The 26,447-nt window shown below is 39.2% G+C and carries 23 protein-coding genes; 16 read left to right on the top strand and 7 right to left on the bottom strand.

The annotated features are described in order from the left end of the window. The first annotated feature begins 127 nt into the window (after positions 1 to 127). Complete coding sequence (ald, locus tag MKY27_RS12255) at positions 128 to 1,261, top strand: alanine dehydrogenase (protein ID WP_339172589.1); 1,134 nt, start codon at positions 128 to 130, stop codon at positions 1,259 to 1,261. Between the two features lie 266 nt (positions 1,262 to 1,527). Here ald and MKY27_RS12250 read toward each other — a convergent pair whose 3' ends face one another. Together MKY27_RS12250 and MKY27_RS12245 are read right to left on the bottom strand one after the other, a co-directional pair. Next, positions 1,528 to 2,163: a 5,10-methylene tetrahydromethanopterin reductase gene (locus tag MKY27_RS12250; RefSeq protein ID WP_339195398.1), complete on the bottom strand. Its 636-nt coding sequence runs from the start codon at positions 2,161 to 2,163 to the stop codon at positions 1,528 to 1,530. A 205-nt stretch (positions 2,164 to 2,368) separates the two neighbouring features. After that, positions 2,369 to 3,457 (bottom strand): Xaa-Pro peptidase family protein, encoded by a 1,089-nt coding sequence (locus tag MKY27_RS12245; protein ID WP_339172582.1) that lies wholly within the window; start codon positions 3,455 to 3,457, stop codon positions 2,369 to 2,371. A 117-nt stretch (positions 3,458 to 3,574) separates the two neighbouring features. Here MKY27_RS12245 and MKY27_RS12240 point away from each other — a divergent pair, with 117 nt between their 5' ends. Together MKY27_RS12240 and MKY27_RS12235 are read left to right on the top strand one after the other, a co-directional pair. Beyond that, entirely contained in the window at positions 3,575 to 4,255 is a 681-nt protein-coding gene (locus MKY27_RS12240; protein ID WP_339195395.1) for a metal-dependent hydrolase, read from the top strand. A 214-nt stretch (positions 4,256 to 4,469) separates the two neighbouring features. Further along, a complete protein-coding gene (locus MKY27_RS12235; protein WP_339172577.1) occupies positions 4,470 to 5,777 on the top strand; it encodes a DRTGG domain-containing protein in 1,308 nt (435 codons plus the stop codon). Positions 5,778 to 5,823: 46 nt separating this feature from the next. Here MKY27_RS12235 and MKY27_RS12230 read toward each other — a convergent pair whose 3' ends face one another. Then, the gene (locus MKY27_RS12230; protein ID WP_339195393.1) at positions 5,824 to 6,135 is read right to left on the bottom strand and encodes a YtpI family protein; all 312 of its coding nucleotides are present in this window, start codon (positions 6,133 to 6,135) and stop codon (positions 5,824 to 5,826) included. A 92-nt stretch (positions 6,136 to 6,227) separates the two neighbouring features. On the opposite strand from MKY27_RS12230, the gene MKY27_RS12225 reads away from it, so the two are divergent. The 8 genes from MKY27_RS12225 to MKY27_RS12190 all read left to right on the top strand — a co-directional run bounded on the left by MKY27_RS12225 (position 6,228) and on the right by MKY27_RS12190 (position 16,423). Further along, entirely contained in the window at positions 6,228 to 7,172 is a 945-nt protein-coding gene (locus tag MKY27_RS12225) for a bifunctional oligoribonuclease/PAP phosphatase NrnA (protein WP_339172571.1), read from the top strand. Positions 7,173 to 7,191: 19 nt separating this feature from the next. Beyond that, a complete protein-coding gene (dnaE, locus tag MKY27_RS12220; RefSeq protein ID WP_339195390.1) occupies positions 7,192 to 10,266 on the top strand; it encodes a DNA polymerase III subunit alpha in 3,075 nt (1,024 codons plus the stop codon). A gap of 237 nt (positions 10,267 to 10,503) precedes the next feature. Beyond that, positions 10,504 to 11,139: a GntR family transcriptional regulator gene (locus tag MKY27_RS12215; RefSeq protein WP_339195388.1), complete on the top strand. Its 636-nt coding sequence runs from the start codon at positions 10,504 to 10,506 to the stop codon at positions 11,137 to 11,139. Positions 11,140 to 11,165: 26 nt separating this feature from the next. Then, positions 11,166 to 12,038: an acetyl-CoA carboxylase, carboxyltransferase subunit beta gene (accD, locus tag MKY27_RS12210; protein ID WP_339172562.1), complete on the top strand. Its 873-nt coding sequence runs from the start codon at positions 11,166 to 11,168 to the stop codon at positions 12,036 to 12,038. Beyond that, a complete protein-coding gene (locus MKY27_RS12205) occupies positions 12,031 to 12,987 on the top strand; it encodes an acetyl-CoA carboxylase carboxyltransferase subunit alpha (RefSeq protein WP_339172560.1) in 957 nt (318 codons plus the stop codon). The genes accD and MKY27_RS12205 overlap by 8 nt, the downstream gene beginning before the upstream one ends. A gap of 155 nt (positions 12,988 to 13,142) precedes the next feature. Continuing rightward, entirely contained in the window at positions 13,143 to 14,102 is a 960-nt protein-coding gene (gene pfkA / locus MKY27_RS12200) for a 6-phosphofructokinase (protein WP_339195385.1), read from the top strand. Positions 14,103 to 14,130: 28 nt separating this feature from the next. Then, complete coding sequence (gene pyk / locus MKY27_RS12195) at positions 14,131 to 15,891, top strand: pyruvate kinase (protein ID WP_339195381.1); 1,761 nt, start codon at positions 14,131 to 14,133, stop codon at positions 15,889 to 15,891. 142 nt (positions 15,892 to 16,033) lie between these two features. After that, positions 16,034 to 16,423 (top strand): FxsA family protein, encoded by a 390-nt coding sequence (locus MKY27_RS12190; RefSeq protein WP_339195378.1) that lies wholly within the window; start codon positions 16,034 to 16,036, stop codon positions 16,421 to 16,423. On the opposite strand, the gene MKY27_RS12185 is transcribed toward MKY27_RS12190, so the two are convergent. Next, a complete protein-coding gene (locus MKY27_RS12185; protein WP_339172550.1) occupies positions 16,407 to 17,375 on the bottom strand; it encodes an AI-2E family transporter in 969 nt (322 codons plus the stop codon). The two genes, MKY27_RS12190 and MKY27_RS12185, sit on opposite strands and share 17 nt — an antisense overlap. 263 nt (positions 17,376 to 17,638) lie before the next feature. Between MKY27_RS12185 and citZ the strand changes: the two genes are divergently transcribed. The 3 genes from citZ (at position 17,639) to mdh (ending at position 21,243) form a co-directional block, all read left to right on the top strand. Beyond that, positions 17,639 to 18,754, top strand: coding sequence for a citrate synthase (gene citZ, locus MKY27_RS12180; protein ID WP_008407756.1), 1,116 nt, complete (start codon positions 17,639 to 17,641; stop codon positions 18,752 to 18,754). A gap of 79 nt (positions 18,755 to 18,833) precedes the next feature. Next, positions 18,834 to 20,096 (top strand): NADP-dependent isocitrate dehydrogenase, encoded by a 1,263-nt coding sequence (gene icd, locus MKY27_RS12175; RefSeq protein WP_079528412.1) that lies wholly within the window; start codon positions 18,834 to 18,836, stop codon positions 20,094 to 20,096. Between the two features lie 208 nt (positions 20,097 to 20,304). Beyond that, entirely contained in the window at positions 20,305 to 21,243 is a 939-nt protein-coding gene (gene mdh, locus MKY27_RS12170) for a malate dehydrogenase (protein WP_339195375.1), read from the top strand. A gap of 48 nt (positions 21,244 to 21,291) precedes the next feature. On the opposite strand, the gene MKY27_RS12165 is transcribed toward mdh, so the two are convergent. The 3 genes from MKY27_RS12165 to MKY27_RS12155 are packed head-to-tail and all read right to left on the bottom strand — an operon-like array spanning position 21,292 to position 23,797. Further along, positions 21,292 to 22,059 (bottom strand): ABC transporter permease subunit, encoded by a 768-nt coding sequence (locus MKY27_RS12165; RefSeq protein WP_339195372.1) that lies wholly within the window; start codon positions 22,057 to 22,059, stop codon positions 21,292 to 21,294. Between the two features lie 12 nt (positions 22,060 to 22,071). Further along, on the bottom strand, positions 22,072 to 23,010 hold the full coding sequence (locus tag MKY27_RS12160; protein ID WP_339195370.1) for a sulfonate ABC transporter substrate-binding protein: 939 nt from the start codon (positions 23,008 to 23,010) through the stop codon (positions 22,072 to 22,074). A gap of 13 nt (positions 23,011 to 23,023) precedes the next feature. After that, positions 23,024 to 23,797: an ATP-binding cassette domain-containing protein gene (locus MKY27_RS12155; protein ID WP_339195367.1), complete on the bottom strand. Its 774-nt coding sequence runs from the start codon at positions 23,795 to 23,797 to the stop codon at positions 23,024 to 23,026. 363 nt (positions 23,798 to 24,160) lie between these two features. Here MKY27_RS12155 and MKY27_RS12150 point away from each other — a divergent pair, with 363 nt between their 5' ends. Both MKY27_RS12150 and MKY27_RS12145 read left to right on the top strand, forming a co-directional pair. Continuing rightward, the gene (locus MKY27_RS12150) at positions 24,161 to 24,871 is read left to right on the top strand and encodes a response regulator transcription factor (RefSeq protein ID WP_339195366.1); all 711 of its coding nucleotides are present in this window, start codon (positions 24,161 to 24,163) and stop codon (positions 24,869 to 24,871) included. Beyond that, positions 24,871 to 26,409, top strand: a complete 1,539-nt coding sequence (locus MKY27_RS12145) for an ATP-binding protein (protein ID WP_339195364.1) — start codon at positions 24,871 to 24,873, stop codon at positions 26,407 to 26,409. The genes MKY27_RS12150 and MKY27_RS12145 overlap by 1 nt, the downstream gene beginning before the upstream one ends. The last annotated feature ends 38 nt before the right edge of the window (positions 26,410 to 26,447 follow it).

The raw sequence follows: 26,447 nt of genomic DNA, 5'->3' as shown, positions 1-26,447 counted from the left end.
TGCCCCTTCACTTTTCTGAATAGAATTTACATTCAAAATCCTCTACTAATTTGCTGGTAAAATTGGTAAAATGGATTTGATTTATGTTAAGCATATTTCTAAGTGATTGTTAAAGGGAGGAATTATGGTGAAAATTGGGGTACCGAAAGAAATAAAGAACAACGAAAATCGAGTTGCGATGACACCGGCAGGGGTGTTGTCTTTAATCGCAAATGGCCATGAAGTATACATTGAAACAGGTGCAGGATTAGGTTCTGCATTTACGGATCAGGACTATATTGAAGCTGGTGCCCAAATTGTACAAACAGCAGCTGAAGCATGGGCAGGAGAAATGGTTTTAAAAGTAAAAGAACCTGTGCAAAGTGAATACAAGTATTTCCGTGAAGGATTAATATTATTTACGTATTTACATTTAGCACCGGAGCCTGAACTGACTAAAGCTTTACTTGAAAACCGCGTAATCGGTATCGCCTATGAAACTGTGCAATTACCAAACGGTTCTTTACCATTATTAACACCGATGAGTGAAGTGGCAGGGAAGATGTCAACACAAATCGGCGCACATTATTTAGAAAAACTGCCGGGCGGAAAAGGTATCTTGCTTGGTGGAGTATCAGGTGTTCCACGCAGTAAAGTAACGGTAATCGGTGGCGGTATTGCGGGAACAAATGCAGCCAAAGTAGCAGTCGGCATGGGAGCGGATGTTACGATCATCGATTTGAACCCTGAACGATTACGTCAGCTTGATGATTTATTCGGACGTGATGTTCAAACATTGATTTCAAATCCGTATAATATTGCGGATGCTGTTCGTTCTGCTGATTTAGTAATTGGTTCGGTACTTATTCCGGGAGCGAAGGCACCAAAATTAGTGACGGAAGAAATGATTCAATCAATGTCACCAGGATCTGTAGTTGTGGATATTGCGATTGACCAAGGCGGCTGTTTTGAAACATCAGAAAAAGTTACAACACATGATAATCCTACATTTGTTAAACATGGTGTTGTACATTATACTGTTGCAAATATGCCAGGTGCGGTTCCACGTACATCAACGATCGCATTAACAAACAATACGGTTCCTTATGCATTACAGATTGCCAATAAAGGCTTTTTACGTGCATGTCTGGACAATCTTGCATTAAAGCGCGGTGTTAATACATTGGACGGTAAAGTTGTATACCGTGCAGTAGCAGACGCACAAGGGCTTGAATTTGCGGAAGTAGAAGATGTATTAGGTGCACTGACAGGATTAAATTAATCAATAGTTAACAGCAAAAGAGGCAGGAACATAAGTAGAATTATTGTTAAATAAGAGGAAAGTCTTTATTAAGAAACGGATATATTGCAAAATTGATTGGAATGGAGGGCGACTCCTGCGGGAATAGCGTGACGCCTGAGACTACAGGCTCAGGCCACGCCCGCGGAAAGCGTCCCGGAATGGAAATCAATTTTAACGCTCAGCAAAAAAACGCTATTTTTCTCAGAGGAAAATAGCGTTTTTGGGTTATATCCCGGCCTTTTATTTTATTTTACCGAGATTAATTCTGTTGTAATAGTACCTTCAAAGTCGGTAATACGGATAATACCGTAATCTTTTGCCAGGTACAATTTCATGCCGTTTGGATATTTTAATACAACTACATTTTGGAATGTACCTGCTTTTGTTTTAACTGTTGCACTTGTGCTTTCAACATACACTTGTGTTGTTTCCGTAGTACCATCATATAAATAATCCGTATCGGTAATAGTTGTCTTTTCTTTCATTGGATAGCTTAATGAAAAGAAAAATAGATCTGAGTAGGCAACACCTAAGGCAAGCTGCTGCTCATCTTCAATATACGTATATCCGATATAGTCACCTTCCAATAATTCTACCGAGTTTTCAATCGATTCATTTTGAGAAGCGGTATATGTTTTAGGACCGGCATCCTCAAATGAGGGTTTATACGTATAAGTGCGGTTTACTTTTGGCATAAAGCCTGTATTCGAGACAGGGGTTTTTTCTTTTACTGCTTTATTCGGTGATGCACTTTTTAAAATGACTTCATTATTTACCTTGCTTGTTTGACTTGCTTCGGCTTCCGTATTCCATTCAATTTGACTTATTGGCAATAGTGTAAGCACAATTATAAGTAACGTAGTAATTGACCATCTTTTCATAATGCACCACTTCCTTTCGGTTATTTTTGAGTAATTAATGGTCTATTCCTCATTTTTGCTATTAGAAAACAAGTTAAAAATTGTAAAGTGAGTAATTTGTTGAGTTGTCTATAAAAATTAAAAAGCGAGCAACCCTAATAAAAGGGACTGCTCGCTTAGTTTATGCAAATTTAATAGTATCTATACAATCAAATAAACTAATATATTATAAAATTACAAGTTCTTTCGTGAATGATGTAAGTACTTCAACACCATCTTTTGTAACGACTACATCGTCTTCGATACGAACGCCAGCAGCATCCGTTTTATAAACACCGGGTTCGATTGTAAATACTGCTCCTTCATTTAGAACAAATTCGTTGGCACCGTTGATCGATGGGAATTCATGAACAGAAATACCAAGACCGTGACCTAAACGGTGTGTGAAGTATTGGCCGTAACCTGCATCTGTAATGACATCACGCGCAATTTTATCCAAGTCCATTGCACGGACACCTGGTTTAACTGCTTCAATCGCAGCCTCGTTTGCACGGCGGACAGCATTATAAATTTCAATTTGCTCGTCATTTGGCTGACCGAATGCAACTGTTCGCGTAATATCTGAACAATACCCTTCGTAAATAACGCCTAGGTCGAACAGGATTAAGTCACCTTTTTTTATTTTGCGGTTTCCTGGTGTCCCATGAGGAGAAGCGGCTTTTTCTCCAGCTAAAACCATCGTATCGAAGCTCATCGCATAGCCTTTTGCCTTAATGGCTGATTCGATTGTATTCAATACTTCCATTTCTGTTACGCCTTCTGCAATGGCATCACAGCCAACTTGAATTGCGTAGTCCGCTAATTCTGCAGCTTTACGTAATTTTTCAAGTTCCGCTTCATCTTTTGAAATACGAAGCGCGTTAATTTTTTCATCGATTCCAGCAAATTTTAAATGTTCATAACGTTCCTGAATTGCTTCTAAACGCTCAACCGTTAAATGAGATTTCTCAATCGCCAATGTGTCGAATGAAACATTGCGAGCCGCTACATTTTTTGCAACAACATCCCAGGCATTTTCAGTATCTTCATGTCCGACAACATCGAAAGTCCATCCTGCAGCTACTGCATCAGGCATTTCCATCTTCGGGCAAATTAAAAACGGTTCTGCATCCTTGAATACCATCACGCCAAGTAAACGCTCATGTGGCTCACTTCTAAAACCGGAAAAGTAAAAGACATTGTCAGGTGTTGTAATAAAAGCAGCATCCCAACCATTTTCATTTAGATGATTTTGTAATTGTTTTAATTTCGACATTGTATAAACTCCTTTGTTATTCAATTAATGAATTCGCGGTATAAGCATATCAAAAAAAGGAGAATTATGCATAAATATCGAATGATACAGGGAAGGTTATTTTAGGAGGTATGTTATATGCAGATTTCATTTCACGGACATTCCGTAGTAAAAATCGTGACAAATGGGACTACGATTTTAATTGACCCTTTCATTAATGGAAATGGACAAACAGACTTAAAGGTTGAAAATGAAAAACCGGATGTCATTTTATTGACACACGGACATAATGATCATGTTGGTGATACAGTAGAATTAGCAAAAAAACATGATGCACTTGTCGTTGCACCAAATGAGCTTGCGGACTATTTAGGCTGGCAAGGTTGCAGAGTCCACAATATGCATATTGGTGGTGCACGCCAATTTGAATTCGGGAAAGTGAAATTTACACAGGCGTTCCACGGGTCTTCATATGTAACGGAAAACAACGAAATCATCTATATGGGAATGCCGGCCGGAATTTTATTTACAGCTGAAGGCAAAACAATTTACCATGCTGGTGATACGGCATTATTCGGGGATATGGAGTTGATCGGAAAACGTCATCCGATTGATATCGCATTTTTACCGATTGGCGACAACTTTACAATGGGACCGGAAGATGCAGCATATGCTGTTTCGTTACTGAAACCAAAAATTGTCGTGCCTGTCCACTACAACACATTCCCGCCGATTGAACAAGATCCGGCAGACTTTGCGAAACTTGTTGAAGACGCAGAAGTTCAAGTATTGAAACCAGGGGAGTTTGTGAAATTCTAATCTCATTCTGGTATTCAAACAATTATATAATTCTTGCATAACTTAAACTGCCCAACAAACTATTTTGTTGGGCAGTTTGTCTTATTTAAACCTATCGCTTTTTCATACATTTATAAGCAATTATACGGGTATATGTATTGAAAATACTATAATTGCGCTGTTTAAATATGGTACACTAAAGACATAAATGAATGATGAGAAATAGGTGATGTAATTGTCAACGAAACACGAGAAGATTTTACAATACATTGAATCACTACCAGTTGGCGATAAAATTTCGGTTCGTCAAATTGCAAAGGAAATGCAAGTGAGTGAAGGGACAGCTTACCGAGCGATTAAAGAAGCTGAAAACCGACGTCTTGTAAGCTCAATCGAACGTGTAGGTACGATTCGAATTGAAAAGAAAAAGAAAGAAAATATTGAACGCTTAACATTTGCGGAAATTGTAAATATTATAGATGGTCAAGTTTTAGGAGGAAAGACAGGTCTCCATAAAACATTGACGAAATTTGTAATTGGTGCGATGAAGCTTGATGATATGATGCGCTATACTGATGCAGGGAGCCTGCTCATTGTCGGTAACCGTACACAGGCACATGAATACGCATTGAAAACAGGGGCTGCTGTATTGATTACAGGTGGTTTTGATACAACTGAATCCAACAAAGAGCTGGCAGATGAAGTGGATTTACCGATTATTTCGACAACATATGATACGTTTACAGTGGCAACGATGATCAACCGTGCCATCTATGACCAGCTAATTAAAAAAGATATTTTATTGATTGAAGATGTATACGTGCCAATGGAAGATACAGCAGTATTAAAAAATAATGATACGATTGCAGATTTCCATAGACAGAACCGTCGTACGACACATGGAGCCTTTCCTGTAGTTACAGGCCAAAACAGACTAGTCGGGATGATTACGAGCAAGGACGTAATCGGGAAAGAAGAATCGGAACCGATTGATAAAGTAATGACAAAGAACCCGATTGCTGCTTCGATGAAAACGAGTGTCGCTTCAGCAGGTCACCGAATGATTTGGGAAGGAATCGACTTGCTCCCTGTCATTGATGAGGAAGGGTTATTAAAAGGGGTTATTAGTCGCCAGGATGTTTTGAAGGCGATCCAGTTAGCGCAGCGCCAGCCTCAGCACGGAGAGACGATCGATGATTTAGTGAAAAATGAAATGCGCGTCATGGGTGAAGAAGATATTGAAGTGGAATTTACGGTTACACCACAAATGACAAACCAGTTTGGTGCAATTTCATACGGTGCTTTTACAATCCTGTTATCCGAAGTCGGTGCATTTGCATTGAAGCGTCGTAAGCGCGGGGAAGCAGTTGTTGAGAATATGAATATTTATTTTATCAAACCTGTTCAGATGGAAAGTGTTTTAACTGTCCGTCCAAGAATTTTGGACATGTCCCGTAAGTTCGTGAAAATGGATTTTGAAGTATACAGTGCGACAAATCTTGTAGGAAAAGCGATGATGACATTCCAACTATTAGAACGCTAAAAAAGGGTCATGCTGAAAGTAATCACTTTCAACTGACCCCGTTCTTTTACCTGTTTAGTTCGTATTCCTCTTTTATGTATTGCCCTTCATGCTGCATGCGTTTATAGTTATTCACACCTAAACCTGCACCAATGATAAGGAAAATAGCTGCAACGGCAAACCCGAGAATATCCGGATACAGAATCGTTGCATTCAGACCAAAGAAGATGAGAAATGCGGCAAGCGCAACTCCAGCTTTCGCAGTATACCATTTACGACGGATTGGTAATGTCGAACGGAACTGCTTTGTTTTGAAATAAAAATAAAATACTAGTGATGCTATAATACAGGCAACAAACAGAAAATTTAAATAGACCATATTGAACCTCCTAATAGCCAAACTACTAAATATTGTAACGATTTTTAATAGAAAATGATATAGGTATTCAATATGCACGAGGAGGAAATGTATTGAAACGTCAAATTATTGACAAAATTAAACAATATGAAACAATTGTACTGCATCGCCATGTACGGCCAGACCCAGATGCGTACGGCTCACAAATTGGGCTGGCAGAGTTGATTCGGGCAAATTATCCGGAAAAGGCGGTTTACACGGTTGGTGAGCATGATGATTCATTATCATTCATGGCATCTCCTCAGCAAGTTGAAGATGCACAGTTTAAAAATGCACTGGTCATTGTGACTGATACTGCGAATACCGAGCGTATTGACGATCAGCGCTATGTAAACGGCGATTTTCTTATTAAAATCGACCACCATCCGAATGATGATGCTTATGGTGATTTATTATGGGTGGATACGGATGCTAGTTCATGCAGTGAAATGATCTATGACCTTTATGAAGAAGGCAAAGCGTATGCAGACTGGAAGATGTCCGATGAAGCGGCACGCCTGTTATTCGCGGGAATTGTCGGTGATACTGGGCGATTCTTATACCCTAGTGCGGGTCCGAAAACATTTGAAACAGCAGGACACCTTGTACAATATAATTTCGACCGAAATGAAGTATTTGATGGTATGTACGAAATGGAACGCAAGCTATTAAATCTTCAAGGTTATATATACCAGCATTTTGAAATGGATGAACACGGCGCGGCATCGATTAAATTGCCTGCAGATATTTTAAAGCAATTCGATGCTACTCCTTCCGAAACATCCCTATTAGTTAGTTCATTGGGCAATGTAAAGAATATCCGTGCATGGGTGATGTTCATCGAGGATAATGATACAATTCGCGTTCGCATCCGCTCGAAAGGTCCGGTTATCAACGGCCTGGCGAAAAAATATAATGGCGGCGGGCATCCGCTGGCATCTGGTGCTACAGCATATTCATGGGAAGAGGCAGATCAAGTAATTGAAGATTTAAAGGTCATTTGCAGTGAATATAAATAATATGATGGAGGGATGACGGGTGACTGTATATCCACAAGTACGGACAAGTGCAGATTTATTGAAAAGTACAATTCGTATCGAAGAGCTCATCCCTTTTTTACATCAGCAAAAGGCAAAAAGCTGTGCAATTGTTAATACGAAATTGTACGGTCTTTTGCCTTTTTGGTTTGAAATGAAAAGGGCCGGTATTCATCCGGTAGTAGGGTTGACGATTCAGCTCGAATTGACGGAAGATCAATCGTTGCCGCTTGTTTTATATGCAAAAACAAACGAAGGTTATCGTAATTTGTTGAAAATTTCCAGCAGTATATCCATTCGACCAGAGCAGACGATTCCATTAAGATGGCTGCTTGCATATGGAAAAGGAATTGCTTTTATGATCCCTGTTCTCGAACAGCAGGCAATATGGCTTCAGCAGGATGCAGAATCATTATTGAAAGAAATTATGAAGGCCTATCCGCATGAAGTATATATCGGGATTTCACGTTTATCCGACACAGCAGATGTGGAAAGTGCAGCAGTGCAGCTCGCAGAAAAAAATGCTCTGCCGATTGTGGCAACTCATGAAAGCCTGTTTTTCAATGAAGAGGACTTTTTTGCCTATGAAGTGGCACAGGCCATTCACACCGGTGTAAAACTGAGTGATGCTGTAAAAAGCAATAAACAGGAAAATCATTTGCTGACAGCAGAACAGTGGCAGCAAAAGTTTCATGATCAAAAGCAATGGCTCATACAAATGGAAACTCTATTACTGAGCTGTCAAATCGAAATCAATACAAACAATGTGTATATGCCGAAATTTCCTGTTGGAGAAGGGGAAACGGCGGAGAGCTTGCTGCAGAAGCATGTGGTGAACGGTTTACAGCGGCGTTTAAATATGAACACATTGCCAACACATTATGTTGAACGGTTGAACTATGAACTTCATGTTATTCAATCGATGGGCTATTCGGATTATTTTCTTATAGTTGCCGATTTCATGCGTTTTGCACGGGAATCACAAATATTAACAGGTCCGGGCCGTGGTTCTTCCGCATCTTCACTTGTCGCATTTGCACTCGAGATTACACAGGTGGACCCATTGCAATATGATTTACTGTTTGAACGTTTTTTAAATCCGGAACGTATTACTTTGCCGGATATTGATATCGACTTTTTAGACACGAGACGGCATGAAGTTATTCAGTATGTTGCAAAAAAATACGGCAAACAATATGTCGCACAAATTATTACGTTCGGTACACTATCTGCAAAAGCGGTTGCCCGTGATGTTGCCCGTATGTTTAACTTCGAAAGCGAAGCGCTGGAAATGATATCTAAGCTGATACCGAATAAGCACGGCATTACACTGAAGGAAGCCTATGCAATGTCGGAAAACTTAAGGGCATGGGTTACAGCAGAGCCCATACGCCAAAAATGGTTTCAAACATCCCTTCGTTTAGAAGGACTCCCAAGGAATGCTTCTACACATGCAGCAGGGGTCGTCTTGAGTCCTGTTCCATTAGTGGATGTCGTACCAATTGAAGAAGGACATGACGGAATATTTTTAACACAGTGGCCGATGCAGGAAGTGGAGCAAAACGGGCTGTTGAAAATTGACTTTTTGGGACTCCGTAATTTGACGATACTAGAACAAATAAGAAAGTCGATACAGTTTACCCATAATACGCAAATCAATTTTAATCAAATTCCATTCAATGATGAAAAAACATTCGAACTATTACAAAATGGTGATACAAATGGTATTTTCCAGCTTGAATCGGATGGAATGAAAAATGCACTCCGTGAAATTAAACCGACTCATTTTTTAGATATTGTGGCGGTCAATGCATTATATCGACCAGGTCCGATGGAATTTATCCCGATGTATGCAAGAAGAAAGCATAAAAAAGAGCAGGTCATTATGCCACATCCGCATTTAACGTCGATTTTGGAAGAGACATACGGTGTTATTATTTATCAGGAACAAATTATGCGCATTGCGAATGTGATGGCGGGCTTTTCTTTTGGACAGGCTGATTTGCTCCGTCGTGCTGTGAGTAAAAAGAAGCGGGATGTACTAGAACAGCAGCGGGCATCCTTCGTAAAAGGTGCTCTGTCAAAAGGCTATACCCAGCAGGCAGCAGAAGAAGTGTATGCATTAATCGTACGGTTTGCCGATTATGGCTTCCCGAAAAGCCATGCCGTTGCCTATAGTGTCATCTCCTACCAGATGGCATACTTGAAAGCCAATTATCCGGTCAATTTTTATGCTGCGCTCCTGACAAATGCGACAGGTAATCCGGAAAAGCTTGCCCAAACTATAATGGAGGCAAAAGCAAGGGGAATCGAAATATTACCGCCGTCGGTTAATCGAAGTATGCGTCACTTTAAAGTGGAAAGCGGGAAAATTCGATTTAGTCTGTCTGCGATTAAAGGAGTACCACAGCCATTTATGCAAAAACTGTTAATTGCGCGGGAAGAAAGACAAAAGCCGTTTGATTCAATATTTGATTTGGCGGTGACGTTGACGACAGCGAATTTCAACAGGAAAATTATCGAACCGCTCATTAAAGCTGGAGCACTTGATGAGTTCGGCAAAGATCGTGCAACATTACTCGCTACAATTGAAGGTGCACAAAAACAGGCCGATTTCGTACGACCGGGCGGGGATGACTTGTTTGAAGGGGCATTGCTCGCATTTGGCAAACCGAAGTATAGTGAAACGTCCCCAATGCCCGAAAAAATAAAACTTCAGTTTGAAAAGGATGTACTCGGTTTTTATTTATCAGATCATCCGATTGTTAAAATTCGAAGCCATTTTCCGGAAGTTACGGCAACAGTTCAGACTTTGGCGCAGCTTAAAGACAATGCATTCGTAAAGATGATCGGTCAAGTTCGGGAAATGCGCCAGCTTCGCACAAAACGCGGTGAACTGATGGCATTTGTACAAATGGAAGATGAGTTTGGAGCGGTTTCTTTAACAGTATTTCCGAAAGAATATGAGCAGGTTGTCGGGAAAATCAGGGAAGAGGGACTGCTTTATATCGAAGGCTTTTACGAGCATCGATTCAATAAGCAACAAATAAAAGTGAAGCAGATTATTATAAAATAAATAGTATTAAAGAGCGCCTTCTAATAGCTTTAGAGGCGCTCTTTTTATATAGGTACATCTAAATTTATCGAAAAAACGTAAATCTAGTTATATATTCGCAAATTTTATTATATATAAAATATAAGTTTTATATTTTCTCTTTACAATGTGAAAAACATTTTGTATTCTTACTTTAGTAACTGGTCTGACCACTTTTATTGATAAATGAAAAGCGTTCGTCACGGTGAGGTGAAAAATGTGGAAGAGAAGCCCGCAAAAAAGATGTTTATTCAAATTGTGAAGCAATTACATGATTTAATTGCAGAACAAAATATTCAAGAAGGGCAGAAGCTTCCTTCAGAGAGAATGTTAAGCGAGCAACTGCAAGTCGGCAGGTCTTCGGTTCGGGAGGCCCTGCGCAGTCTGGAGCTTCTTGGTTTAATCGAAACAAGGCATGGCGGTGGTACATACTTGGCGAGTATGCAGCACCATCAGTTTGTGGAAATTGTCGGGTCGTTTATTTTACAGGACGAAAAGTCAATCGCGGATGTACATGCGACAAGACAAATGCATGAAAAAGAAGCGATTCGAATTATTTGTCAGTCGGATAATTTAAGGGCATTACCGATTTGGCAGAGCTTTTTTGCAAAGGTAGAGCTTGAACAGGAGCTAAAACGAGAAGACATTCTTCGCGAATGTATGATCGTTTCAGGTAACCGTCTCGCATTAAAAATTTGGCTCCAGCTTGTTTCATTCAGCAATAATTTATTGGCACATGAAATTACAGAAGAAGAGAAAATGGAACTGAAAACAATGCTTGCTTCATTGCAAATGGGTTATTTACATGAAGCAATTGAATCATATGAAAAATGGATGGTCATTATTAAAGAATGATTATGTGAAGATAAAGGGGGATTACGATGGCGATTCGTGATTTATTTACAATTAGTCGTAAAAAAAATACTGATAATATTACTAGAAAAGAAGATGAAAAATCTTTTCCGGAAGGCATCGTGACAAAATGTCCTAAATGTAAAACAATTCATGTCACAAAGGAACTCGAGAAGAACTTAAAAGTATGCGCAAAATGCCAACATCATTTTACTTTGAATGCCAATGAAAGAATTGCCTGTTTTTTAGATGAAGGTTCATTTGTTTCAATGGACGATCATTTACAAACTACAAATCCGTTAAACTTCCCTGCCTATGTGGAAAAAGTGGAAGCGGATATGAAGAAGACAGGGCTGAACGAAGCGGTATTAACAGGTGTCGGTGCATTAAAAGGGATGCAGGTCGTTGTTGCAGTGATGGATTCGCACTTCCGTATGGGGTCAATGGGTTCGGTTGTAGGTGAAAAAATTACACGTGCTGTAGAAAAGGCAACAGAATTGAGAGTGCCGTTCATTATCTTTACGGCAAGTGGCGGTGCGCGAATGCAGGAAGGCGTATTGTCATTAATGCAAATGGCAAAAACGAGTGTTGCTTTAAAACGCCATAGCGAGGAAGGCTTACTCTATATTTCAATTTTGACGCATCCGACTACTGGTGGTGTATCCGCAAGTTTTGCATCGATCGGCGATTATAATATTGCGGAGCCTCAAAGCCTGATTGGATTTGCGGGACGTCGTGTAATAGAACAAACGGTGCGTGAAAAGTTACCGGATGATTTCCAGACAGCAGAATTTTTATTAGATCATGGACAGCTTGATGCAATTTTTAACCGGACAGAAATGCGTGATAAAATTGCAACAATCGTTAAGCTGCATGTACAGGGAGGCGTATCGCATGTCTAAATTAATGGCATTTGAAGAACCGGTTGTAAAACTTCGCGAAAAAATTGTAGAGCTGAAAACAATTGCCACGGAAGCAGATGTAGATATGACTGGGGAAATTGACAAGCTGGAAACTCGCTTGCAGGAACTTGAAAAAAGCGTTTATGCAAATATGGAGCCTTGGCACCGTGTGCAAGTAGCCCGTCATGCGGATCGTCCAACAACACTTGAATATATTGAACGTATTTTTGAAGATTTTATCGAAGTGCATGGGGATCGTACATTTAAAGATGATGCAGCGATTGTCGGCGGGATTGCCTCATTCAATGGTCAGCCGATTACGATTATTGGACATCAGCGCGGAAAAACGACTAAGGAAAATATCCGCCGCAATTTTGGTATGCCCCATCCTGAAGGATACCGGAAAGCGTTGCGTTTAATGAAACAGGCAGAGAAATTCAAACGCCCGATTATTTGCTTTATCGATACGAAAGGTGCGTACCCTGGTAAAGCAGCTGAGGAACGCGGTCAAAGTGAAGCGATTGCCCGGAATTTGTTTGAAATGGCCGGCATTCGGGTACCGATTGTTAGTATTGTAATTGGTGAAGGTGGAAGTGGCGGTGCACTTGCACTTGGGGTTGCAAATAAGATTCTGATGCTTGAAAACTCAACGTATTCAGTAATTTCCCCTGAAGGCGCTGCATCAATTTTATGGAAAGATGCAAGCTATGCTAAAGAAGCAGCGGAAGCAATGAAAATTACAGCCCTTGATCTAAAACAGCTTAAAGTGATTGATGGGATTATCCCGGAAGTTGCCGGCGGTGCCCATAAGGATATCGAACAGCAGGCGATTTTTATGAAAGAATATCTTACAACTATTTTAGATGAATTAAATAACGAAAACCCAGATCAATTAGTTGAAAATCGTTATATGAAATTTAAAAATATTGGACAGTATATAGAACAATAAGGTTGTTTTATAACAGTAGTATACTTCGAAGAATGCGTGTGAGCGCATTCTTCATTTTTTTCAAAAGCTTTACAATTTGTTTTCTAGAATAGTTACATATGAGCGTATTTTCTGTTAATGTGGTTAGTAACAGCGTAATAGGAGGAAAAGGTCGTATGAAGAAGATTGCGGTTTTAACGAGTGGTGGAGACGCACCAGGGATGAATGCTGTTATTCGTGCAGTCGTTCGTAAAGCGAGTTTTCACAATGTTGATGTTGTCGGAGTATATCATGGTTATGAGGGTCTCTATAACGGGAACTTCGAGCTTTTAGATATTGGTTCTGTTGGCGATATTATTCAACGAGGCGGTACGAAACTGTATTCAGCACGTTTCCCTGAATTTAAGCAGGATGATATTCAAAATAGAGCGATCGAACGCATGAAAGAAGAGGGAATCGAAGGGTTAGTTGTCATAGGCGGAGATGGTACTTATCGTGGAGCCATGCAATTATCTGATAAAGGATTCCCGTGTGTGGGCATTCCCGGTACAATCGACAATGACGTACCTGGTACAGAATATACGATTGGCTTTGATACGGCACTTAATACAGTAGTCGAATCAATCGATAAAATCCGTGACACGGCAACAAGTCATGAAAATACGTTTGTTATTGAAGTAATGGGCCGCGATGCAGGAGACATTGCTCTTTGGTCAGGATTGGCCGCAGGTGCGGAATCGATTTTAATACCTGAAGAATCGTATGAGCTGGATGATATTGTAAAACGTCTTGAGCGTGGGGCAGCCCGCGGAAAGCGCCATAGTATTATTATTGTAGCTGAAGGTGTAATGAATGGTCATAAACTTGCGCAGCTTCTGGAAGAACGCACAGGAATTAAAATTCGTACATCTGTATTAGGTCATATACAGCGAGGAGGATCTCCATCTGCTCGGGACCGTGTGTTAGCAGGCCGATTTGGTGCAAGAGCGGTAGAGCTATTGTTGGAAAACAAAGGTGGAAGAGCAGTTGGCGTGAAAAATCACGCTATAATCGATTATGATTTAAGAAAAGCATTTGAAACTAAGCACCAAGCAGACTTAAGTCTGTATACATTATCAAAAGAGCTTTCAATTTAAAGTGCATAAAAACGGAGATGACAAAACTATGAGAAAAACTAAAATTGTTTGTACTATTGGACCAGCTAGTGAATCACCAGAAATGTTAGAAAAGTTAATTGATGCAGGGATGAATGTTGCCCGCTTAAACTTCTCACACGGAAATCATGAAGAACATGCAAACCGTATTGCCTCAATTCGTGAAGCAGCAGAACGCATGAAAAAACCGGTTGGAATTTTATTGGACACAAAAGGACCTGAAATCAGAACACACTCAATGGAAAATGGTGAGTTGCATTTAGTAACAGGGCAAGTAATCGATATTTCGATGACAGAAGTTTTAGGGAATGAATCACGTTTCTCCATCACATATGATCAGCTGATTGAAGACGTAGACCAAAACGATATTATCTTATTGGATGACGGCTTAATCGAATTGCGTGTACTTGCGAAAGATACAGAACAAGGGTTAATTCATACAATCGTTGAAAACGCCGGTATTTTAAAGAATAAAAAAGGTGTGAACGTACCAGGTGTTTCTGTGAAATTACCTGGTATTACAGAAAAAGATGCTGCGGATATTTTATTCGGTATTGAGCAGGGCATCGATTTCATCGCCGCTTCATTTGTTCGTACAGCAAAAGATGTCCTAGAAATTCGTGAGCTGTTGGAACAAAATGGTGGAAGCCACATTCAAATTATTCCTAAAATCGAAAACCAGGAAGGCGTTGACAACATCGATGAAATTATCGAAGTGTCAGACGGTTTAATGGTAGCGCGTGGGGACTTAGGTGTAGAAATTCCTGCAGAAGAAGTACCGTTAGTACAAAAATCATTGATCAAAAAATGTAACCAAGTCGGCAAGCCTGTTATTACAGCTACACAAATGCTTGACTCAATGCAGCGCAACCCTCGTCCGACTCGTGCGGAAGCATCAGACGTTGCGAATGCTATTATGGATGGTACAGATGCAATCATGCTTTCAGGTGAAACGGCAGCAGGACTTTATCCGGTAGAATCTGTAGCGACAATGAACAAAATTGCAATCCGGACGGAAAATGCTTTGGATTACCGAGCAATTGTATCGACACGAAGCCGTGAAAAAGAAGCAAATATGACAGAAGCGATTTCCCAGGCAGTTGCCTATACTTCGATTAACCTTGGTGTTAAAGCAGTATTAGCTCCAACTGAAAGCGGAAATACGGCAAGAATGATTGCAAAATATCGACCAGGTGTATCAATTATTGCGGTTACAAGTCAGCCAAATGTCGCTCAGAAATTGACATTAGTATGGGGCGTGAAACCAATTTTAACGCAACGTGTTTCCACTACGGATGAGATTTTAGAGTTATCTGTTGATGAAGCGCTAAAACATGAATTTGTCAGCCATGGAGATGTAGTTGTAATTACTGCTGGTCTTCCGGTTGGTGAAGCGGGTACAACGAACTTAATGAAAGTACATGTAATTGGTGACTTATTGGCACGTGGACAAGGTATCGGTAAACTATCTGTTGTTGGTAATGCGATTATTGCTAACAATGCATCAGAAGCATTAGCTTACGATACTGAAGGCGCAATTATTGTTACAGTAGGCTCTGACCGTGAAATGATGCCGGCGATCGAAAAATGCGCAGGTATTATTACAGAAGAAGGCGGATTAACATCCCATGCTGCTGTAGTCGGCTTAAGCTTAGGAATTCCTGTAATTGTCGGTGTAAAAGAAGCAACGACTCTAATTCAGCACGGACAGGAAATTACAATGGATGCCGAAACGGGTGTCATTTATAAAGGCCACGCCAGCGTTCTTTAAGAGTAATAACCGTTAAATATAGTTTAGTAAAGCAAAACCACCATTTCTTACAATGAGAATGGTGGTTTGTTTTATGTTATAAGCTCTTTTGAAACTTTTTCTCCACTGTTTCGTATAAAATAATAGAAGAGGGGGTTCATAAATGAAAAAAATTTTATTTGGATTACTCGCACTCGTATTTGCCGAAATTGCGGTATTTATCGTAATTGGAAACGCGATCGGTGTTTTCTATACATTATTATTAATCACTTTCACATCCATAGCAGGAGTGTTGATCGCCAAAAAACGCGGAACAAAATCTATACAGGATATTCAAAAAAGTTTGCAGCAAGGTCAGCCACCAGCAGTACCGGTCATTGAAACATTTATGATTTTTATTGGTGGAATTCTGTTGGCATTACCGGGTTTCATTACGGATATTTTTGGATTATTATTTGTATCAGGCATTACACGAAACTTATTTAAACCGGTCGTCTTCTATTTTTTACGTAAAAAAATGAAGAGGGGACAAGTTGTTATTTTGCAAAAATAGCATGTTGTTTCACTTTAATGGCAATCATTAATAATATTGGACTGAGGATGATTCCATAAAAACCGAATAATAAAACTGAGGCAGCGCTGATCAGAAATGTGTGGATCATACGTAAATGTAACGTATGCGACCAGAGCATTGATTCAGTTAGCTGCCTTATCATTTGGACAATAAAGTACAGTACGAGAATAGCAATGCCCATGACCGGTTCATTTACAATAAAATAATAAATCGAAACGGGAATAAGGAAAATTCCGATTCCTAAAAAAGGAAGGCAGTCTGCAAAAGCGATTAAAAAGGCTTTAATAACAAATGCTTCAAACTTCAAAAAGTAAAACCCTATACATAACAGAATGAATGTCAGCGTAAACAATTGCATTTCGACTACGATAAAGCGGCCGATAAGCTCCATTCCTTTTTGAAAGTAGCGGGCCCATGTAGTGCGATACGCTTTCGGAATATAAGCGAAAAACCATAACCGGTTTTTATAGCTTTCCATCAAGGCGAAGTAGAATGTCACAATGAAAATGAAAAATTCAAATATAGACTGAAAACTATTCTTTATAAAATTGATCGTGTAGAACAGCAAGTCCCTTATTAAACTTTGAAGTTTTTCAACAATAAACGGAAGTAGCGGATGTTTCATATAGGTGCTGTCCAAAGACAAAAGTGTTGACTGCAGCTGAGGGAGAATGGTGATAAAACTGTGAATGATGAGCAGGATAACCGAGACGACAACAGAAATTAGAAAGACGGAAAGTATAATGACGACGAGAAAGAAGGGCAGTCTGAATTGTTGCTTGAAAAAGAGGAAAACGGGAAACAATAAATAAGCAAAAAACAGTCCGAAAATTATTGGCGGAATGAAATAAAAAAGTATGATATAAAGTAAGAGAACGATAATATTCCTACTTTTTACTAGCCATTGGTTTGTTTTATTTGTATAATCCATTTATCTCAACTCCTAATTAATACCTTTAATAACTCGTTACAAATTGTAAATTCTCTTTTTTGCACGAATTCTATCAGATATGTGGTTTTTTCCTAAAATCCTACTAATTCATTCACAAAGCCGTCAAAATTGATTATAATGAAATTTGTAAGCGATTTACTTATAGGTTCAATTGAGCAGAACGATATGAGTGTGCGACTTTTTAATAGAGTAAAAAGAAAGCACTTACAAAATTAATTTACTAAGTGAAGGAGCGATTTTTTATGTCAGCAACAAAAGGTTTAGAAGGTATCGTAGCAGCAGAATCGAAAATTTCTTCAATTATCGATGATACACTTACATATGTAGGGTATGGCATCGACGACCTAACTAACAATGCGACTTTTGAAGAAGTAGTATTCTTGTTATGGAACACGCGTTTACCAAACGCTGAAGAATTAGCTAACTTAAAAGAAGAACTAGCTAAAAATATGGAAATTCCAGCGGCAATCACAGATTTATTCAAATCTATGCCTTTAAACACAGTGCACCCAATGGCGGCACTTCGTACAGCTGTATCTATGTTAGGTGCATTTGACGAAGAAGCAGATGTTATGGAAGCTGAAGCAAACTACCGTAAAGCAATCCGTTTACAAGCAAAAATTGGTACTGTAGTAACGACTTTTGCTCGTGTACGTCAAGGTAAAGAACCAGTTGCTCCAAAACCAGAATTAGGTTATGCAGCAAACTTCTTATATATGCTGAAAGGTGAAGAACCAGCAGCAATCGAAATCGAAGCATTCGATAAAGCGTTAATTTTACACGCTGACCACGAATTAAACGCTTCTACATTCACTGCACGTGTATGTGTTGCAACATTATCAGATGTATACTCTGGTGTTACTTCTGCAATCGGCGCTTTAAAAGGCCCATTACACGGTGGTGCTAACGAGCAAGTTATGAAAATGTTAACTGAAATCGGTTCAATCGATAAAGTTGAATCTTGGGTTCAAAACAAATTAGATAACAAAGAAAAAATCATGGGCTTCGGTCACCGCGTTTACCGTAAAGGCGACCCACGTGCACCTCACTTACGTGTAATGTCTGAAAAGCTTACTAAATTAACAGGCAAACCAGAATTATACGATATGTCAGTAAAAATCCATGATATGATCGTTGAGCAAAAGAAATTACCTGCAAACGTAGATTTCTTCTCAGCATCAGTATATGATTCTTTAGGTATCGAGCATGACTTATTCACACCAATCTTCGCAGTATCTCGTACTTCAGGTTGGGTAGCGCACATTTTAGAGCAGTATGCAAACAACCGTCTAATCCGTCCACGTGCGGAGTATGTTGGTCCAGATATGCAAAAATACGTTCCAATTAACGAGCGCTAATTAAAAAAGTATGTTAAAATATCTGGGACTGTGATTTGACACAGTCCTAGATTTATGATTATTAGGAGGCAAATTTCCAATGACTAACAAAATCGTAGTAGAGAATGGTAAATTAAACGTTCCAAACAATCCTGTTATTCCTTTCATCGAGGGTGACGGTATCGGTCCAGATATCTGGGCAGCAGCATCTCGCGTAATTGACGCAGCTGTAGAAAAAGCTTATAACGGTGAAAAGAAAATCGAATGGTTAGAAGTATTAGCAGGTGAAAAAGCATTCAACCAAACTGGCGAATGGTTACCAGCTGAAACTTTAGAAAAAATCAACGAATACTTAATCGCTATTAAAGGTCCTTTAACAACTCCAATCGGCGGCGGTATCCGCTCTCTAAACGTAGCATTACGTCAAGAGTTGGATTTATATGTTTGCTTACGTCCAGTACGTCACTTTGACGGTGTTCCTTCACCAGTTAAACGTCCAGAAGATGTTGACATGGTAATCTTCCGTGAAAACACAGAAGATATCTATGCTGGTATCGAGTACAAAGCTGGTTCTGACGAGCAAAAGAAATTATTAAACTTCTTACAAAACGAATTAGGCGTTAACAAAATTCGCTTCCCAGAAACTTCTGGTTTAGGTATTAAACCTGTATCTAAAGAAGGTACTGAACGTTTAGTACGCTCTGCAATCGAGTACGCTATTTCTCACAACCGTCCATCAGTAACTTTAGTACACAAAGGTAACATCATGAAATTCACTGAAGGTGGATTCAAACAATGGGGTTACGATGTAGCTGAAGCTGAATTCGGCGACAAAGTATTCACTTGGAACCAATACGATGCAATCAAAGCTGAGCAAGGCGAAGCTGCTGCTAACGAAGCACAATCTAAAGCTGTTGCAGAAGGCAAAATCATCGTAAAAGATTCTATCGCTGATATCTTCTTACAACAAATCTTAACTCGTCCTAACGAGTTCGACGTAGTAGCAACTATGAACTTAAACGGTGACTACATCTCTGACGCATTAGCTGCTCAAGTTGGTGGTATCGGTATCGCTCCAGGTGCTAACATTAACTACTTAACTGGTCACGCTATTTTCGAAGCTACTCACGGTACTGCACCTAAGTATGCTGGACAAGATAAAGTAAACCCATCTTCAGTATTATTATCAGGCGTATTAATGCTTGAGCACTTAGGATGGCAAGAAGCTGCGGACTTAATTACTAATTCAGTAGAGAAAACTATCTCTTCTAAATATGTAACTTATGACTTCGCACGTTTAATGGATGGCGCTACAGAAGTTAAATGTTCTGAATTCGCTACAAAATTAATCGAAAACTTCTAATTAAAAGTTTTACACATTTGCCTATTTATGTGAAATTATGAACAAATTGTTTAGTAATGAATAATATTGTTATATAATTTACATTATTGGAAATAGTTTACTTTTAATACTTGAATATGTTAAAAAGGGAGAGAACATTATGTTTTCTCCCTTTTTTTGTATATAATTTTCTTGTGTACAGATAATTACGATGAAGGAGTGGTTCTAGGTGACATTAAAACGTAAAAAAATCTCAGTTATTGGTAGTGGATTTACAGGTGCAACCGCAGCATTTTTAGCCGCGCAGAAAGAATTAGGCGATGTAGTAATTATTGATCTTCCATCAGCGGAAAATCCTACGAAGGGGAAAGCATTGGACATGTGGGAAGCAGCACCCGTACAAGGTTTTGATTCTTATGTAAAAGGCTCTTCCGACTATGAGGATACAGCAAACTCGGATGTCGTTTTAATAACTGCGGGTGTTGCCCGTAAACCAGGAATGAGTCGTGACGATTTAGTTCAGATTAATCAGGGTGTGATGAAAGCTGTTGCAACGGAAATAGCCCGTACCTCACCTGATGCAACAATCATCGTACTCACAAACCCAGTTGATGCGATGACTTATACGGTCTTTAAAGAATCCGGCTTTCCAAAACATCGAGTTATCGGACAATCCGGGGTATTGGATACTGCCCGTTTCCGTGCTTTTATTGCCGAGGAACTGAATGTATCGGTAAAAGATATATCTGCTCTTGTATTAGGCGGCCACGGGGATACAATGGTGCCTTTAACACGGTATGCTTCTGTAGGCGGCGTTCCTTTACAAAGCTTAATCCCTGCCCAACGTTTAGAGGAAATCGTGCAGCGTACCCGTGTTGGTGGCGGTGAAATCGTAAGTCTTTTAGGGAATGGTTCAGCTTATTATGCACCTGCTGCGGCAATGGTGGAAATGGCAGAAGCAATTTTAAAAGATCAGAAACGAGTATTGCCGGCAATAGCTTATTTAGAGGGCGAGTATGGATATGATGGGATATACTTAGGCGTTCCGACGTTATTAGGAGCTGGCGGTATCGAGAAAATATTCGAACTTGAGCTGACAGCAGATGAAAAGACAGCGCTAGATCAATCTGCAGATGCTGTTAAAGATGTAATGAAAGCACTGAAATAACGAAAAAAAGGGCATTTCGGCTGTATACACCGAAGCCCTTTTTAATTTTTACTGGTACACAGGATTCCATTTTAATAATTTTTTCTCTAACAGTTTTGCAATGGAATCGGCAATTTTCCCTAAAATAGCATATAAAATAATGGCTAACACAACGATATCAAGTTGCATATATTCACGGGCATTCATCGACATATAGCCGATTCCTGAACTTGCCGCAACGGTTTCTGCAACAATTAAAGTGAGCCACATAATTCCTAAAGAGTAACGGATTCCAACTAAAATGGATGGCATAGCACCTAAAATAATTACTTTAAAAAACAGTTTGTATTTCGAAAGATTATAAATTTTTCCCATTTCGATTAACCGTGGATCAACATTGCGGATGCCATGGTATGTATTGACGTAAATCGGGAAAAACACGCTGATTGCCACTAAGAAAATCTTTCCTTCTTCCCCAACACCAAACCATATAATCACTAATGGGATGAGTGTCAAATTCGGAATATTACGCAGCATTTGAATAGTTGTATCCAAATAACGTTGTGCAAAAGGGACGATCCCATTTAAAATTCCGATTACAAATGCGATACTCCCGCCAATCAGGAACCCGATTAGAGCACGCGTCGTACTAATTTGAAGGTGGTCAAACAGAACACCGGAAACTGCTTGTTCATAGCCTGCTTTTACTACATCGGAAGGGGCAGGTAAAATGGTATTGGCAAGGATACCTGTTTTGTTCGATATTTCCCATACGACAATAATCAAAATAGGAATGATCCACGGCTCAATCAAATGGAACCATTTTTTCTTCTTCATTGTATTCACCTCTTATGGTTTCCAAATATAATTTTCAAGATTTTCTACAAGATTCGTTGTTAATCCGATGTCAAATAGATCCTCATTTAATCGTTGCAAATCTGCCTGTGCAGCTTCGTCAATATAAGTAGCGACAGATGAGCGGCGGGCTAAGCTTGTTACCCAAATATCTGCTTCGATTCCTGTATTTTCTTCAAGAATTTCGGCTGCTTCAGTTGAATCAGCATCAATTGCTTCACCGACTTTAGATAACTCCTCCACGTAGGCTACGACTGCATCCTTATTGGATTCAATAAATTTATCCGATGCATAGTAGAAACTGCGGTGTTCCACAATGCCTTCTGCTGTAGCTAAAATTTTATTGCCTTTACTTTCAGAGACCGTCATATACGGATCCCAAGTAACCCAGGCATCAACCTCACCGTTTTGAAATGCAATCGTCGCATCTGCAGGGCTTAAAATAACAGATTCTACATCATCCAGTGTCAGATTTACTGTTTCCAGAGCAGTAACTAATAAATATTCGGAGATGGAAGCTTTGTTGTACGCAATTTTCTTCCCTTTCAATTGTTCGATTGATTGAATAGATCCATCATTCTTTACTAAAATCCCTTCCATTTGTGGAGATGGTTCTTCACCAGCGATGTACTTGAATTTCATTCCTTTTGATAATGCCATCATTGATGGGGCATCACTTGCATTGGCAAAATCGATCGCTCCGGAGTTTAATGCTTCCATAATTGAACTTCCTGTATTGAATTCTGACCATTCCACTGAATAGCCTAGTTCCTTTAACCTTGATTCCAGTTCGCCATTCGCTTTTAATAGTAAGGTTGTGCCGTTTTTCTGATAACCGATTCGAACTTTCTTATTTTCGGCATTTGATGAGGAGCACCCGACTAAAATAATCGATAAAGTTAAAAGCAAAAAGACAGATAATAGTTTTTTCATTTGTAATACCTCCTTAAATAATCGCTTGTAATTCTTTTTGTTTAATTGGTGTTGTTGTTTTTGGTTGCTGTCCTAATAGATGCTGAAGCAAGATTTCCTCTAGCTCGGCAAATTGCGGATTTGAACGGGTTCTTGGACGAGGAAGTTTAACCGGCAAATCTAAAGCAACGTTCCCGTCTTCGATTAAAATAATTCGATCTGCCAATGCAATTGCTTCTGCCACATCATGTGTCACGAGCAATGACGTGTACTTTTGTTTTAACCACAATTGCTCGATAAGATTTTGCATTTCCAGTCGTGTCAGTGCATCTAAAGCACCAAGCGGTTCATCCAATAACAATAGTCTTGGCTGTGCACTAAGCGCACGGGCTAAAGCAACCCGTTGTTTTTGGCCTCCAGAAAGTACATGTGGCCACTCTTTTGCGCGGTCTTCTAAACCTACATGTTCAAGTGATTTTAATGCGATCGGTTTCCAATCCTTTTTCAGCTCAGTGCCAACCCCTACATTTTCAAGTACAGACAGCCATGGGAGTAAACGATCTTCCTGGAACATAACGCGAACACCTGAAAAGTCTTCCTGTTGAATGCCATCCTTTAGAGAGTCTCCGGCAGTTTTCTGTTCTAAATTTGCAATAATACGGAGAAGTGTACTTTTTCCGCATCCGCTTTTTCCGACAATCGCCACGAATTGTCCTGCGGGAATGGTTAAATTAATATCCTTTAAAACTTGTTTTTCACCAAAACTTTTTGTTAAATTTACTAACTCAATATTGATTCCATTTGTCATGGAAGCACCTACTTTCCGTTAAAATACTTAACATATTGATTTACTAGGAATTGTTGTTAAAAAAATTTCACCCTGCCTGACAACAAAGGTACAACAACAATTTTTCTAAATGTTACCATAATAATAAATATTCAGTCAATAGTAAAAATTATTTTACCTATCGAATTAATAAGGATTAAAAATTTAATTAAGTATACACGGGTAATGGATACCTGAATAGAGGAATAATTGTACTTTTCAAAAAAAGTTGTTACTATGAGGATAGTGATCTAATCAGTTCATATTTACGAATTAGTTGATAGCCATCCACTGGAAGATTGATTTTGAGATGGGGGTTTCAAATCGATTTTGGAGGAATTTACAATGGTTAAAACGGTTTTAGTAGTAGAAGATGAAATGCCAATTGCAACATTATTAAAATATAATTTGGAGCAGGCAGGTTTTGATGTGCTGTTGGCCCATGATGGTCAGGCTGGCCTTGATACAGCAGTGGAACAAAAACCGGATCTGATTTTACTGGATTTAATGCTGCCAAAACTTGACGGTGTAGAAGTATGTAAAGAATTAAGACGTTTGCGCATTAATATACCGATTATTATGCTGACTGCGAGAGACGATGAATTTGATAAAGTATTAGGTTTAGAACTTGGGGCGGATGATTATATGACAAAGCCATTCAGCCCGCGTGAAGTAATTGCTCGAGTGAAGGCTGTGCTGCGACGTTTTTCTGGACCGATTGTGGAAGAAACCGTTGAATCAGGTGAAACTGTATATTCATTCGGTAACTTGAAAGTTTTGCCTGAGCGATTTGAAGCATTTATTGATGAAGAGGCTTTGGAGTTCACACCGAAGGAATTTGAGTTGCTAGTATATCTGCTTGAAAATAAAAACCGTGTTTTAACACGTGATCAGCTGCTGAGTGCCGTATGGAACTATGATTTTGCCGGTGATACTCGAATCGTAGACGTACATATTAGTCATCTAAGAGATAAAATTGAAGAAAATAGCCGTAAACCACTGTTTATTAAAACAATCCGTGGTTTAGGTTATAAATTTGAGGAGCCAAAAAAATAATGAACGCAATGAAAAATCGTTTGTTTTATTCGTTTATTTTAGTAATTGGATCAAGTTTAGCTGTTCTAGGATTGTTCATAGGGCAGCTTTTTCCTTTTTTCGCCGATGAATTTGTTCATGAAGCGACGAAGGATTCCGAGAAGCAATTGGAACAAGTAATCGTTCAGGAGCAGATTGAACTTACTGATACGCAAAAAGAGGCCATTATCGGCACCTATGAAATTAATCGACATACAGAAGAATTACAAAGTACAAAGCAAAAAATCTATTTGATCATTGCCGCTTTATTAGTGGGCGGTTTAGTAATTATGAGTTTTATGGCATACCGGGTTGTAAGCAATTTCATTACACCGATTATAAATATTACTAAAACCGCTAGAGAGCTTTCAAAAGGTAATTACCGTGCACGTGCTTTTGCAAATGGACCAAATACGATCGTTGAGTTAAGAAATTCGATTAATATTTTGGCCCGTAATTTACAGGATATTACGAAAACAAGAGCGATTGAAGAAGAACGTTTGAAAACGCTAATTGAAAATATGGGTAGTGCATTAATGATGATTGACCGTGAAGGAAATATCTCGATTGTGAACAGGAAATTCCAGACGTTGTTCGAGCTGCCGAAAGAACAGCTAATTGGGAAGAATTTTATGATGCTCGGATTGCCGAAAGAGCTTGAAAAGTTCATTGATCATGTGTTTTTGACGGAATTACCCTATCGTCAGCAGCTTGAAATGGAAATCGCGAATGAAGAATATTATGAGCAAGTTTACGGAGCACCGGTTGTTGGTGAACATGGACGCTGGCTAGGTGTCGTAATTGTTATGCATGATATAAGTGAACTTGTGCGATTGGAGCAGATTCGAAAAGATTTCGTAGCGAATGTTTCGCATGAACTTCGGACACCGATTACATCGATTAAAGGATTTTCAGAGACGCTTCTGGATGGGGCATTTAAAGATGAGCAGATGCTGTTGTCATTTTTAACGATAATATATGATGAAAGCAATCGGATTCAGGTACTCGTCAATGATTTGCTTGAGCTATCCAAAATTGAGCGACACGGTTTTACACTTGATGTAGTGCCGACAAAGCTGCAGGATATTTTAGTTCGGGTTGTTGATCTGACAAGTGCGCAATTGGAAAATAAAAATATGCAGTTTAATGTGGAGATAGAGCAGGATGCGGTCATTTTAGGCGATGTAAATCGTCTAATGCAAATTTTCACGAATCTTATTAATAATGCAATTGCCTATTCGAAAGAAGGAACAACCGTTACGCTGCGAATTAGTGCCAATGAACGATACGGGATATTTGAAGTGAAAGACGAAGGAATCGGAATTGAAAAAGCGGAGATTTCACGTATTTTTGAGCGCTTTTACAGGGTAGACCGGGCACGAAGCCGAAATTCAGGTGGAACAGGTCTTGGTTTATCTATTGTAAAACATTTGATTGAAGCGCATCAAGGTAAAATCATGGTAGAAAGCGAAATTGGAAAAGGGACAAGTATTAAAGTGTTTTTACCATTGAAAGATTAAAAATTTAACAGTAAATTTACAAAACATTCAATTGAACT

Origin of the sequence: Solibacillus sp. FSL R5-0449, assembly GCF_037975215.1 — a bacterium.
In the GTDB taxonomy this organism is placed as follows: domain Bacteria; phylum Bacillota; class Bacilli; order Bacillales_A; family Planococcaceae; genus Solibacillus.
This window is presented reverse-complemented; position numbering and strand designations above follow the sequence as displayed.